The organism is Kocuria rosea (assembly GCF_006094695.1).
Taxonomy (GTDB): domain Bacteria; phylum Actinomycetota; class Actinomycetes; order Actinomycetales; family Micrococcaceae; genus Kocuria; species Kocuria rosea.
This window is the reverse complement of the sequence record NZ_CP035103.1, coordinates 326,076-338,510: the sequence shown is the minus strand read 5'-3', so window position 1 is coordinate 338,510 and position 12,435 is coordinate 326,076. Positions and strand designations below refer to the sequence as shown.

At 68.4% G+C, this 12,435-nt stretch carries 9 protein-coding genes; 6 read left to right on the top strand and 3 right to left on the bottom strand.

Annotated features, from left to right (window positions below):
- Nucleotides 1-176: 176 nt before the first annotated feature.
- The 5 genes from EQG70_RS01505 (at nucleotide 177) to EQG70_RS01485 (ending at nucleotide 5,610) form a co-directional block, all read left to right on the top strand.
- Nucleotides 177-824: a DUF3105 domain-containing protein gene (locus EQG70_RS01505; RefSeq protein ID WP_062737385.1), complete on the top strand. Its 648-nt coding sequence runs from the start codon at nucleotides 177-179 to the stop codon at nucleotides 822-824.
- Nucleotides 821-1,504: a DUF305 domain-containing protein gene (locus tag EQG70_RS01500; RefSeq protein ID WP_062737386.1), complete on the top strand. Its 684-nt coding sequence runs from the start codon at nucleotides 821-823 to the stop codon at nucleotides 1,502-1,504. Before EQG70_RS01505 ends, EQG70_RS01500 begins: the two co-directional genes overlap by 4 nt.
- A gap of 286 nt (nucleotides 1,505-1,790) precedes the next feature.
- The gene (locus EQG70_RS01495) at nucleotides 1,791-2,756 is read left to right on the top strand and encodes a cytochrome c oxidase assembly protein (RefSeq protein ID WP_062737404.1); all 966 of its coding nucleotides are present in this window, start codon (nucleotides 1,791-1,793) and stop codon (nucleotides 2,754-2,756) included.
- A gap of 472 nt (nucleotides 2,757-3,228) precedes the next feature.
- On the top strand, nucleotides 3,229-4,398 hold the full coding sequence (locus tag EQG70_RS01490; RefSeq protein ID WP_219930791.1) for a heparan-alpha-glucosaminide N-acetyltransferase domain-containing protein: 1,170 nt from the start codon (nucleotides 3,229-3,231) through the stop codon (nucleotides 4,396-4,398).
- A 297-nt stretch (nucleotides 4,399-4,695) separates the two neighbouring features.
- On the top strand, nucleotides 4,696-5,610 hold the full coding sequence (locus tag EQG70_RS01485) for an MIP/aquaporin family protein (protein WP_084271836.1): 915 nt from the start codon (nucleotides 4,696-4,698) through the stop codon (nucleotides 5,608-5,610).
- A 195-nt stretch (nucleotides 5,611-5,805) separates the two neighbouring features.
- Here EQG70_RS01485 and cydD read toward each other — a convergent pair whose 3' ends face one another.
- Genes cydD through EQG70_RS01470 form a run of 3 tightly spaced genes read right to left on the bottom strand, consistent with a single transcriptional unit; the run spans nucleotide 5,806 to nucleotide 11,937 of the window.
- A complete protein-coding gene (cydD, locus tag EQG70_RS01480) occupies nucleotides 5,806-9,234 on the bottom strand; it encodes a thiol reductant ABC exporter subunit CydD (RefSeq protein ID WP_062737389.1) in 3,429 nt (1,142 codons plus the stop codon).
- Nucleotides 9,231-10,325, bottom strand: a complete 1,095-nt coding sequence (gene cydB / locus EQG70_RS01475) for a cytochrome d ubiquinol oxidase subunit II (protein ID WP_062737390.1) — start codon at nucleotides 10,323-10,325, stop codon at nucleotides 9,231-9,233. The genes cydD and cydB overlap by 4 nt, the downstream gene beginning before the upstream one ends.
- Before the next feature lie 28 nt (nucleotides 10,326-10,353).
- Nucleotides 10,354-11,937 carry a cytochrome ubiquinol oxidase subunit I gene (locus EQG70_RS01470; protein ID WP_062737391.1) on the bottom strand — a complete coding sequence of 528 codons (1,584 nt, stop codon included), beginning with the start codon at nucleotides 11,935-11,937 and terminating at the stop codon, nucleotides 10,354-10,356.
- A gap of 165 nt (nucleotides 11,938-12,102) precedes the next feature.
- On the opposite strand from EQG70_RS01470, the gene EQG70_RS01465 reads away from it, so the two are divergent.
- On the top strand, nucleotides 12,103-12,432 hold the full coding sequence (locus EQG70_RS01465; RefSeq protein ID WP_062737392.1) for a BlaI/MecI/CopY family transcriptional regulator: 330 nt from the start codon (nucleotides 12,103-12,105) through the stop codon (nucleotides 12,430-12,432).
- Nucleotides 12,433-12,435 lie beyond the last annotated feature (3 nt).

Sequence of the window (12,435 nt, the reverse complement as noted above, 5' to 3'; positions counted from 1 at the left end):
AGCCACCGAGGACGCGCCTCTCCTGCGCTCGAGGATGCACACTCGCCGACATGTCCAGGAGTGGATGGTGGACGATCTTCCGAAGAAGGCCTTGCAGGAAAGGCTCAGCGCAGTGAGCTACTGTCCTGCCCGTTCATGAGGAGCAAGACCCTTTTTGGGCCTTTCAAGGAGGACGCATGGCTGGCGGTACGGACCCGGAGCGGGCGCGGCAGCAACGTGCTGCGCTGCTGGATCAGCACTGGGCGGCCGATGCCCGGGCCACCCGCAGGCGGCGGCTCCTGGCGGGCGCGGGCGCGGTGACGGCTGTCGCGGCGGTCGGGGCCCTGGTGACGGTGGCGGTGATCAACGATCCCCCGCCCCAGGCGCGGGAGGACATCGAGATCGCCGGGCTGCAGACCTACGAGGGCCTCGGCAACTCCCACGTGGAGACCGCGGTGGACTACGAGCAGTCCCCCCCGGTGGGCGGGGACCACGCCAGTGACTGGCTCAACTGCGGGGTCTACACCGAGCCGGTGCCCGAGGAGAACGCCGTGCACGCCTTGGAGCACGGGGCCGTGTGGGCCGCCTACGACCCCTCCGCCCTGTCCGAGGACCAGGTGGCTGAGTTACGCCAGGCCGTCCCGGACACCTACGTGGTGCTCTCCCCCTACGAGGACCTGGGCGCCCCCATCATGATCTCGGCGTGGGGGGCTCAGGTCGCCCTGGACTCCCCGGAAGATGAGCGCCTGGAGCAGTTCGTGACCAAGTACTGGCAGTCCCCCGACGCCCCGGAGCCCGGGGCATCCTGCACCGGCGGCATCGATGCCCCCAGCCGGGTCGCATGAGCACCAGCACCACCGGCGCCGCCTCCAGGAGCTCGGCAGGGCACCGGGGACGGTGGGTCCTGCTGGTGCTGGCGGCCGTGCTGTTGGTGGCGGCCGGCTGGGCGGTGGGGCAGCTGAGCGCTCCGACGTCGTCCACCCCGGCGGAGGGCAGCCCGGAAGCCGGGTTCGCCCGCGACATGCAAACCCATCACCTGCAGGCGGTGGAAATGAGTTCCTTGGTCCGTGACCGTACGGAAGACCCGGAGATCCGCCGGTTGGCATACGACATCTCCCGCACCCAGCAACAACAGGCCGGGCAGATGTACGGCTGGCTCTCCGTGTGGGGATTGCCCCAGGCCTCATCCCAACCGGCCATGGCCTGGATGGACGACGGCGACCAGAACCACACATCCATGCCCGGCATGGACTCCACGAGCCCTGGTCCGGACGCGCGAATGCCGGGCATGGCCACCGCCGAGCAGCTGGCCGAGCTGGAGGACGCCCAAGGCCAGGAGGCCGAACGGCTCTACCTCGAGTTGATGATCCCCCACCACCAAGCCGGAGCAGCCATGGCCCAAGCCATCCTGGAGCACACTGACAACCCCGTGGTGACCTCTCTGGCGCAATCGATCGCCACCAGCCAGACCTCGGAGATCAAGTACATGGAGGACCTGTTGGAGAAGCGCCGCAACCCATCATGATCTCCGTTCGCACGCCAGGATCAGCACCCGTGGCCGGGTCCGCGCAAAAGCTGACGGGCCCAGACGTGAACCGGTTCCCATGCTCGGCCCAGCTGTGCGCCGGGGACCGGAATCCACCGGGGCTCTTCGGCCCCGATCCCCAATATCGCGGGCAGGTCCGGGGAGAGGCCGGCGTGGCAGGCCCGTCCCTCCTGGACCGGTCCTGGGCTCAGGGCCCGATCCGGACCTCGGGACCGTTCTGTGGCATGCAAAAATGTCCTCATGGCAGTCGATGCTTTCCGTGACCATGGTTGACCGCAACATGGCCGGGCCGGTCTGGGTCCCGTCCGAGCCGCCGAGCTTGGAGAACTTCCTGGCCCCCACGTTGCAACCAATTCCACTCATCCCGGCCATCGCGCTGGTGCTGGCTGTGTTGTATTTGGTCGGAGCGGCCCGGCTGTGGAGGGCACGCCGGCGGTGGCCGGTGTGGCGGACCCTGTGCTTCTTCGCCGGGTGCGCGGTCACAGCGGTCATCATGGGCGCGGGAATTGAAGGCTACGGGTTGCGCATGTTCTCCGTGTTCATGTTCCAGCAGCTGACTTTGATGATGTTCGTTCCCGCGCTGCTGGTCCTGGGCAGCCCGGGCACTTTGCTGCTGCGGGCTGCACCCCATCGCGGGCCCGGCGCCGTGGTGCTGCGCCTGGCCCTGTGGGGGTTGCGTTCGAGGTGGGGCAGGCTCGCCATCCATCCTGCCTTCTTGGTTCCGTTGTTCCTGGTCAGTTTCTACGGGGTGTATCTCAGCGGACTTGACGACCGGTTGCTGCCCACCTGGTACGGCCACATCGGGCTGGAACTGCTGTTCTTGGCCTCCGGGATCCTGTTCACGATCCCGTTGCTGTCGGCCGACCCGTTGCCGGCCAAACAAACCTACGGCAGTCGCTTGGCCGACATCGTCCCCGAGATGCCGTTGCACGCCTTCTTCGGCGTCATCGTCATGATGGCTCCGCTACCCGTCGTGGAGTTTTTCGCCACCCCGCCAGGCAGCTGGAACCTTGACCCGATGGCCGACCAGGTCCTGGCCGGCTCGTTGGCCTGGTCCTACGGTGAATTGCCGTCCGTGCTGATTCTGCTGTTCATCATGAGCCAGTGGCACCGCGAGGATGCGCGCAACGCCGCCCGCGAAGAGGCCGAGGCCGCCGTCAGAGGCACCCCGGATTTGGATGCTTACAACGCCTACCTGGATCAGTTGCAGCAGCGCACCGAGGACCGCTAACCCCTATGTGGACCGGCTGACGTCACCGGAAGCCGGCTGGGACGGCCAGGGACGCCGACACGACCCGCCGCCCCCAACCGTTCCCAGGTGCGTGGCCTGCCGGTGGCCTGCAGGGTCCTATGGGACCAGGAGAGGCCGTCCAGGGTGTGGAAGACCCGGGCGCCGACCATCTCGGCCAGTTCTCGGCCTGGTGCACATCCGTGGTGCTGATGGTGGCGGACCTGGAGACGACCGTTCGCAGGCCCGCATGGCGCGCCCGGAGACGCGGCAGCGGACACAGCCAGGGCACAGGGAAAGGATAAGCCCGGGACAATCCGCCCTGGTCAAATGGGGGTGGAGGGGCCTGGAGTGCCCGGACCGGTGGGCGGGGGCCCGCCGGTACATCCGAGAGAAGGAGCCCACCAGCATGGTCAGCATCCACCACCCGACCTCGGGGACGCGGGGGCCAACTGGGGACTCAGGTCTCCCGCTGGTGAAAAAATCCCGGCTGGTGGGCGTCGATGCCGCCCGGGGTCTGGCTCTGGTCGGGATGTTCTCCATCCACATCTTGCCGGCCTGGGACCCCGAGACCTACGAGGTCACCTTGCAGTGGCAGCTGTTCGCCGGCCGGGCCGCGGCCCTGTTCGCGCTGCTGGCCGGGGTCGGGCTGGCGTTCTCCACCGGCGGACGCACAGCCCACCGGGGCCGGACGATGACCGCCGACCGGGTGGGGCTGCTCATCCGGGCCGTGCTGATCACTGTGCTGGGCCTGCTCGTGAACCAGGTCATGCCGGAGGACCCGCCCGCCTACAACATCTTGACCTACTACGGGATGTTCTTCCTGCTGGCCATCCCCTTCCTGCACCTACCCGCACGGACCCTGTTCATCCTCGCCGGAGTGACCGCGGTGACCGCCCCGGTGCTGATGCAGACCCTGCGCGGCGTGCTGCCCGCGATGGAGGTCTACAATCCCACCATCACCGGGGTGCTCACCGACCCTGGCACGGTGCTCTCCCAACTGTTGTTCACCGGTACCTACCCTGCGGCCCCATACCTGACCTACCTGCTTGCCGGCGTAGCCATCGGCCGGCTCAACCTGCGGTCCCTGCACGTCCAGGTCCGGCTGCTCGGGGCGGGCCTGGTCCTGGCTCTGGCCGCGTGGTTGGTCTACTGGGTGCTGATCATGCAGGCCGGCGGCTTTGACCAGCTGATGAGCTCCACCCCGGGACTGAGCCAGGAGCAGATCGACGAGATCATCATCTGGGGCCCCGACCCCGTCCTGCCCGACACGTCGTGGTGGTGGCTGCTAATCCCCGGTCCGCACACCAACACCCCGATCGCGATCCTCTATGGCCTCGGCTCCGGTGCGGCCGTGCTGGGGGCGTTCCTGCTCATCGGGCGGAAGGCCGGCGCCTGGTTGCTGCCGCTCAGTGCTGCGGGCTCCATGACCCTGACCCTCTACACCGCCCACCTGCTGGCCCTGGCCGCCATGGTGCACTACGAGGTGCCCCTCCTGTGGTTCCTCATCCACGCAGGCGGGGCGGCGGTGTTCGCGGTGGCCTGGCAGCGCGCCTACGGCCAGGGCCCACTGGAGCTGGCCCTGGCCCGGACCGCCGGCGCCGGGCGTGGGCTCGTGCTCACCTCCGCTCGATGCGAAGACTGAGCCCGGACCCAACTGCAGCAGCGGGTGGGTCCGTCGAGGCGGCGGTATCAAGAATGGGCTCCCACAACACATCCGCTGAACCCACAGAATGGGAAAGCGCCTTCGCCAGTCCCCTCTCTGTCAGCCTTGAGTGAGGCGACCGACCAGCAAGGACCTGCTGTGGGGCCGACACATTTGAGCCCGTGCTCAAAAACCATTCAGCTAGCCGTGGTCCTATTGCAGCGGCGCCCGGCGCCCGGACTTACTGGCCTTCCCTTCTGGCCCTGCCGTGTCGATACAACGTTCAGGAGAACCCCTATGACCGACAACACCGCACAACCTGCTGCTGCGGGATCCACAGCGCCCGCCCGTGATGCTGGAACGGCCGCCCTCGACTTTCAGGATTTGGTGGCTCCGGTTCCGAAAGCGGTGCGCAAAGATTCCGGCACCAACGAGGTGTCCCCGGCTCCCTCCACCGGTGCCCGGTGGGCGGCGGAGTTCGCGGGCACTACCGTGCTGATTTTCGCCGGGGTGGGCACCGGGATTTTCGCCACCCAGGTCATCGATTCCGCACTGGGTTTCGGGCTGGGGCTGCTGGCGGTATTGGTGGCTTTCGGGCATGTCTCCGGGGGTCATTTCAATCCTGCCGTGACCCTGGCGGCGGTCGTGGCCGGGCGCACATCACCCAAGGTCGCCATCGGTTACGTGGTGGCCCAGGTGCTGGGGGCCCTGGTCGCGGTGGGGCTGCTGTGGGCGGTGCTGATGACACTGATCGATGCCGCCACCACCGCCCAGGCTCTGGGGGCGGTGGCCAACGGCTACGGGCAGAACTCCACTTCCCAAGCCGGCTGGCCCACCGTGCTTCTGATTGAGTTCGTGGCGAGCACCTTGTTCGTTCTCGTGGTCCTGGGCTCAACCGCCCCACGGGCCAACGCGGTACTGGCCCCGGTGGCGATCGGGGCGACCTTCGCGTTCCTGCTCACCATCCTGGCGCCGTTCGACGGCGGATCGATGAATCCGGCCCGCTCCACCGGCACCGCGGCCATCGGTGGCGCGCAGAGCCTGTCCCAGCTGTGGCTGTTCTGGGTCGCCCCGTTGTTGGGGGGTCTGGTGGCGGGTTTGATCTACCGTGTGGTGGATTTGGGCCGCGCACCCCGCCCCGCCACTACGCAATCCACGGAAGACGCCACAGCAAACAACAGCACCGACACTTCCACCGCCCCGGAAGTGTGAGGGAATCGAGCAGTGTCTCGTGACGGGACGGTTCTATGCACCATGACGTCCCGTTGGAGCCATGTGGATCAACCCGCGCCAGCGCAGGCCGGCCGAGCGTCGGCGGCTGAGGACAGGTCGCGCGGAGTCCCCGGGAGAGGTGTATCTCATCTGGGGCTGTGATGTCTTGGGAGATCGTCTGCGTTGGCGGGGCGGTCAGAGAACACGCGTCAGTGACCGGTCGCCGTTTCTGGCCTGCGCATGGTCCCTGGGTTGCGGTGGGCGGTGCTGGTGCACCCCTGGTAGGCGGAGGTGGACGTCTGCTCCAGCACGTTGTTCGGCGTGGTGGGTCACGAGCACGACGATGCGGTCGGACAGTGCTGAGCGCAGGTCGGAGATCAGCGAGTCGGCAGCTGGTGCGTCGAGGTGAGCGGTGGGTTCGTCGAGGAGCATGACGTCGGCGCGGGTGAGCAGTGCCCTGGCCACGGCGACGCGTTGACGTTGCCCCCCGGAGAGCTCCCCGCCGCTGGGCCCAACTGGTGTGTCCAAGCCCCGGGGAAGGCTGTCCAGGAAGGGGCCCAGGCCCACACGGGTGAGGACCTCGTACATGTCCTCATCGGTGGGCCGATCGTCTTTACCCCGGGCGAGCAGGAGGTTGCCGCGGATGGTGGAGTCGAACAGATGTGCCTCCTGGGGGCACCAGGCGAAGCACCGCCGCAGCTGCCGGGCGTCGAAGGTGGTGCTGTCGGAGCCGTTGACCTGCCATGAGCCCTCCGCGGCGGGCAAGTGGCCGAGGAGGGTCGCCAGCAGGGTGGACTTGCCTGAGCCGGAGGGACCTTCAACGACGAGCCACTGGCCGCGTCGCACGGTGGCCTGGAGGTGGCGGAATGCCGGGGCCGGCGCCTGGGGCCAGGTGACGGCCAGGTCGGCCAGCGTCAGCTCTTGGACCTGAGCCGGAACCAGCCCGGCGGGGGGCTGAGGTCGCTCGTGACGGGTGGTTGTGGAGGTGACGGCATGGACCTTGCGCAGTGACTGGGCCAGCGCGGACCACTGCTGTACCGCATCGACCACGCCGAGCAGCGGGTCGATCAGGCCCAGAGGCAGCAGCACGAGTCCGGCGACGACCGGTGTGGAAATCGTGCCCGCCGCCAGGGCTTCGGCGGTGGTAGCCAGCATCAGCACGGAGGAAAGAGAACAGGCCAGCACCACGACGGCCTCGCCCAGGCCCCGCGCCCAGGCACTGGAGCGGGTCGACGTGTCCGCGCGCTGCTCGAGGTCGTCCAGCCGGGCGAGCATGTCCTCGGTTCGATCGTTGGCGCGCAGCTCACTGGAGGCGGCGGCCATCGCGGCGAAGCGGCGGATCACTTTGGAGCGAACGACGGTGAGGTGGCGGGCCGCCGAGCGATCGGCCAGCAGCGCCGCGGCGGGCCCGGCGAGCAGCCCGCCGAAAACGGCGACCAGGAGCGTGGGCACCGCGCTGGGACACAGGACCGTGACGGTGACGACAGCCCCCAGGGCGGTGCCGGCCCCGGCCATCGGTGGCAGCAGGACCCTTGGTGCCAGGTCACGGACCCGGTCTGCGGCCTCGACCAGGTGCTCCAGCGCCGCCCCACCGGTGGCCAGGGCCCGGGAGGCCAGGCCGCGGGCGGCTAGCCCGGCCCAGATCCGGGACCTGAGCTCGGTGGTGGCGGACAGGACGGCATCGTGGGTGGCCAGTCGCTCGGCGTAGCGCAGCACGGCACGGCCGATGCCGAAGAAGCGGACGCCGACGATGGCGACCATCAGGTACATGATTCCCGGTTGCTCGCTGGCGCGCACGATCAGCCAGCCCGACAGCGTGGTGAGGGCGGCGGCGAACAGGGCTGAGGCCGTCCCCAGGGCCGCGGCCCCCAGCACGCGCCAGCGAGTGGAGGCGATGAACGCCCCGAGCTCGCCCAACGCACCACCGGAGGTCTCGGCGAGTGAAGAATTGGACGCCTCGCCCTGGCGATCGGGCACCGGCGGCTCCTCCGGGGCGGTGGTTCCTGGCCGGCGGTGCGCCCCCTCCCCGCGGGGGCTGGCGGGCTGCCCCAGGAGCACTGTCTGATCGGCGAGGGCAGTGATCTCGGTTTCGTGGGAAGCCAGGATCACGGTTGTGGTGCCGCGCAGGTTGTCGATGAGGTTTCTGATGCGGTGCGCGTTGGCGGGATCGAGGTGGGCGGTGGGCTCGTCGAGGAGCAGCAGCCTGGCCCCGGCGGTGATGCGGGCCAGGCCCCGGGCCAGGCCCAGGCGGCGCAGCTCCCCGGGACTGAGTTGGTTCGGGTCCGCCTCGGCCAGCCCGGTCAGTCCGACTCGCGCGAGGGCGTGGTGGGCGGAGGCGGTGTCGTGGGCGTAGAGCTGGATCTCGTCGAGGACGGTTTCGCCGACGGTGTGGATGTGCTGAGGCACCCAGGCCACTGCAGCCGGGTCGATCCCGTGGATGGTTCCTTTTTGGGCTTCGATGGTTCCGGCGAGGACCCCGAGCAGGGTGGATTTGCCGCTGCCGCTGGGGCCTTCGACGCTGGTGATGGTTCCGCCGAAAATTTCGGCGTCGAGACCGGATACTGCTGGGGAGGCCCGTCCTGGGTAGCGCACGACCACGCCGCTGATCCGCACCAGGGGTGCCTGGTCCGCCGGAGTGTCCGGCCGGGGGTTGATCGTTGCGGGGTTCGATTCCGGCGGCGTCGTTCTGCGGATGTCGGGGGCCGGGGACTCGGCGACGATCTCCCGGGAGCGATGCAGGGCTGCCATGCCGTCCTGGGAGGCGTGGAAGGCTGCGCCGAGGTCGCGGAAGGGGGCGAAGCATTCAGGGGCGAGGATGAGGGCAACGAGCCCCACCAGGAGGTCGAGGTCACCGTAAACGAGACGCACGCCGACGAACACCGCCACGACGGCGACCGAGAGCGTGGCGATCAGCTCGAGCACCAGCGCGGAGAGGAAAGCGGTGCGCAGCGTCACCATGGTCGTGTGCCGGTGCTGCTCGGAGACATCGCGCAACGCCGCAGCCTGCTCCTCGATCCGCCCCAGGCCCACGAGGACGGGCAGTCCACGGGCGAGTTCGACCAGGTGGTGGGAGAGCCGTTGAAGAACGGCGGAAGACTCCCCGGCCTTGTCCTGGGAGTGCAGTCCGATCAGTGCCATGAACACCGGGATCAGGGGCACGGTGAGCACGATGATGAGGGCGCTGACCCAGTCGGCGGCCAGAATCCTCGCCCCGACCAGCAGAGGCACGGCGGCGGCGGCGGTGACCGAGGGCAGCACGCGCGCGTAGTAGTCGTCGAGGGCGTCGAGGCCGATGGTGCCCACGGTGGTCGTGGCGCCGACGTCGTGGCCACCACCGGCCATGAGGCCGGTGGCGAGTTCTCGGCGCAGCCCCCGCTTCGCCCGACCGGCGGCGCGGACGGCGACGACCTGGGTGGCCCAGGTGGTTCCGGCACGCAGCAACCCGGCGCCGATCCCGACCAGCAGAGCCCGTTGCCAGGCCGCCGTGTCATGAGCGATGACCCCGACGATGCCGCGAGCCAGGGCTTCGGCCATGCCGATCAGGGCCAGAGCCTTGAGCGCTCCTAGGAGGCTGAGGGTAAAGACTGTTGCAGAGCCGCCGGGGCCCAGTGGGGGACGTTTCATGCCTGCCTGTTCCCGTCCGCGCCTCTCCCCGGCACACCCTCACGTGGGGTGCCCGTGGCGAGTTTCGGGGCAACGGCGGGAAGGACGGGGTGGGGGGCGGGAAGATGGCCGGTGGTCAGGCGCCGGCGGAACACCCAGTAGCTCCAGCCCTGAGCGAGCAGCACCGCGGGCAAGCCGATGGCCGCCACGACGGTCATGACCCCCAGGGTGTAGTCGCTGCTGGAGGCATTGGCCACCGTCAGGTGGTGGGCGGGGTCGATCGTGGAGGGCAGGACCACGGGGTAGACGTTGGCGAAGATTGAGGTAAGACCGCAGAACAGCAGTGCGGCGGAACCGGCGAAGGCGCGGCCTTCCCGGCCCAGGCGGGCGCTGGTCCACCCGAAGAGCGCGGCGACGACCGCGACACCGACCAGGGGCCAGGTCCAGGCCGTGTCGTGGAGCACTTGAACGGCCAACACCCACACGGTGAGCGGCACCAGCGCAGCCGGACCGAAGCGGAGGAGGAACCGGCGGGCACGCACCCGGACCGGGCCCTCGGTCTTCAGTCCCAGGAAGGCCGCGGCGTGCACGAGGCAGAACCCGACCAGCGCCAGCCCCCCGAGCAGCGCGTAGGGCGTGAGCCAGGCGAAGGCCCCGCCGACGCGGTCGCCGTTAGCGTTCAGCGGCAGACCCGTAGTGGTCAAAGCCAAGGCAGCACCTAGCCCGAAGGCGACCAGGAACGACCCCATCCCCAAGGCCCGGTCCACCCACCGCCGCCACCGGTCGCTGTGGACCTTCCCGCGGTACTCGATGGACACCGCCCGGAAAATCAGCCCGACCAGGACGAACACGAAGGGGACGTACAGGGCAGAGAACAAGGAGGCGTACCAGTCGGGGAAGGCGGCGAAGAGCCCGGCGGCTGCAGTGATCAGCCACACCTCGTTGCCGTCCCACACCGGGCCGATGGTATTGAGCATCTGCCGGCGCTGGCGCTCATCGCGGGTACTGGTAAGCATGAGCATCCCCACGCCCAGGTCGAAGCCGTCCAGGAGGATGAACCCGGTCCACAGCACCGCGATGGCGATGAACCAGAGAGTGGGAAGCAGTTCCATGTCAGGGGCCGTTCTGTGGTCGTCGGGCTCAGTAGGCGAAGGCCAGCACGTCATCGCGCCGACCGGTCATGCCCTCGGGATGGGCGGGGTCATCTTCGTGGTGGGCGAGCTCGGGCATGGCCGAGGCGACCCCGCCGCGCACGTAGCGCACGAGCAGCATCGTCTCCACCACCAGCAGGACCGCGTAGATCAGCCCGAGGGTGACCAGGGAGAAAAGGATCTCCTCCCCGCTGACTCCCGGGGAGACGGCAGCGGCGGTGTACATGTACACCCCGTCCACACCACTGGGGTTGGGATTCGGGACGACCACGAACGGTTGCCGCCCCATCTCGGTGAACACCCACCCGGCAATGTTGGCCCCGAAGGGTGCCAGGATGGAGGCCACCGCCACCCACATCAAGGGCTTGGAAGCCGGGACGGTGCCCTTCCGTGTGATCCACAGCGCCAGCGCCGCGAACCCCGCGGCGAGCATGCCGAAGCCGATCATCAGGCGGAACCCCCAGTAGGTGACCTCCATCAGGGGCAGGTAGTCGATCTTCTGGCCGGCCCGTTGCCCGTACATGGGGTCCTCAGGCAGGTGGGTGCCGTAGGCGGCCTCGTACTGTGGGATGAGGGTGTTCACGCCCTTGACTTCGGTGTCAAAGTCCCCGTGGGCCAGAAACGACAACAGGCCCGGGATCTCGATGACGTTGGTCACCTGGTCACAGTCCTGGGCTCCCAGCGGGCCCACCGCCAGCACCGAAAAGCTGGTGCCATCGTGGCAGGCCGCCTCAGCGGCAGCCATCTTCAGCGGTTGCTGCTCGAACATCAGCTTGCCCTGCAGGTCCCCGGTGGCGGCGACCCCGCCGAAGGCGACGGCGGCGACCACCGCACCGATGCGCAGACTGGACAGCCACACCGCGTGGTCGACCCGGTCCCGCCCGGGAATATCGGCCCGCTCCCCCACAACCACGGCACCGGAATCGTCGACGGTGTCGATGTTGTCCCGGCGGCGCTGCCACAGCTGGTACCAGGAAACCCCAATCAGGAACGCCGCGCCCACTGCCACCGCTCCGGCCAGAGTGTGGGAGTAGGCCACCAGGGCCGTGTTATTGGTCAGCACCGCCCACACGTCGTTCATCACAGGGCGGCCGTCCACCATCTCCACGCCCACCGGGTGCTGCATCCAGGAGTTGGCGACGATGATGAAAAAGGCCGAAACCACGGAGCCCAGCACCGCGGTCCATAGCGTGGCCAGGTGCAGCTTCTTGGGCAGGCGATCCCAGCCGAAGATCCACAGGCCCAGGAAGGTGGACTCGAAGAAGAAGGCGAGCAGGCCCTCCATCGCCAACGGTGCCCCGAAGACATCGCCGACGAAGCGGGAGTACTCGCTCCAGGCCATCCCGAACTGGAACTCCTGCACCAACCCGGTGGCCACGCCCATGATGAAGTTGATCAGGTAGAGCTTGCCCCAGAACTTCGTCATCCGCAGCCAACGCCCGTTGCCGGTACGCACCCACATCGTCTGCATGAGCGCCACCAGCAGACCCAGCCCGAGCGTGAGCGGGACCATCACGAAGTGGTAGACGGTGGTGATCCCGAACTGCCACCGGGCGATCTCCAACGGATCCATGGGTTGTCCCCCAAGCCTGTTTACAGTGGTGTAGAAGTAATTCTACGAGTCGTAGAACTACTTCTACACCACTGTAGAACACGTGGGTCGGTCCGCTAGAATCAGCCGGTGGCAACCAACGAATCGAAACGTGCAACCTCCTTAGGTGACCTGGAGCGATCCATCATGGAGATCCTCTGGCAGGCGGACACCCCCCTGTCGGCTTACGACCTTCAGGACCAGCTCCCCCTAGCCACCGACAGCGGCCGCCCCCGCGCCGCCACCACCGTGCTCACCGTCCTGTCCCGCCTGGAGCGCAAAGGCTTCGTCACACGGGAACGCACCTTCCGCCCCCACCGCTACTTACCTGCGGCCTCCCGGGAGGAGCACATGGCCTCCCTCATGCACGAGGTCCTCGGAACAGCCAACGACCGGGCCGCCGTACTCGAACGCTTCGTCGGGGGCGTCAGTTCCGAGGAAGCACAAACGCTGCGGCGCCTCCTCGACGACCACTGAGTC

What these genes read in the sequence shown, in the direction of transcription:
- EQG70_RS01505 (WP_062737385.1), top strand. Translation starts at nt 177, where the DNA reads ATGGCTGGCGGTACGGACCCGGAGCGGGCGCGGCAGCAACGTGCTGCG.
- EQG70_RS01500 (WP_062737386.1), top strand. Translation starts at nt 821, where the DNA reads ATGAGCACCAGCACCACCGGCGCCGCCTCCAGGAGCTCGGCAGGGCAC.
- EQG70_RS01495 (WP_062737404.1), top strand. Translation starts at nt 1,791, where the DNA reads ATGGTTGACCGCAACATGGCCGGGCCGGTCTGGGTCCCGTCCGAGCCG.
- EQG70_RS01485 (WP_084271836.1), top strand. Translation starts at nt 4,696, where the DNA reads ATGACCGACAACACCGCACAACCTGCTGCTGCGGGATCCACAGCGCCC.
- cydD (WP_062737389.1), bottom strand. Translation starts at nt 9,234, where the DNA reads ATGAAACGTCCCCCACTGGGCCCCGGCGGCTCTGCAACAGTCTTTACC.
- cydB (WP_062737390.1), bottom strand. Translation starts at nt 10,325, where the DNA reads ATGGAACTGCTTCCCACTCTCTGGTTCATCGCCATCGCGGTGCTGTGG.
- EQG70_RS01470 (WP_062737391.1), bottom strand. Translation starts at nt 11,937, where the DNA reads ATGGATCCGTTGGAGATCGCCCGGTGGCAGTTCGGGATCACCACCGTC.
- EQG70_RS01465 (WP_062737392.1), top strand. Translation starts at nt 12,103, where the DNA reads ATGGAGATCCTCTGGCAGGCGGACACCCCCCTGTCGGCTTACGACCTT.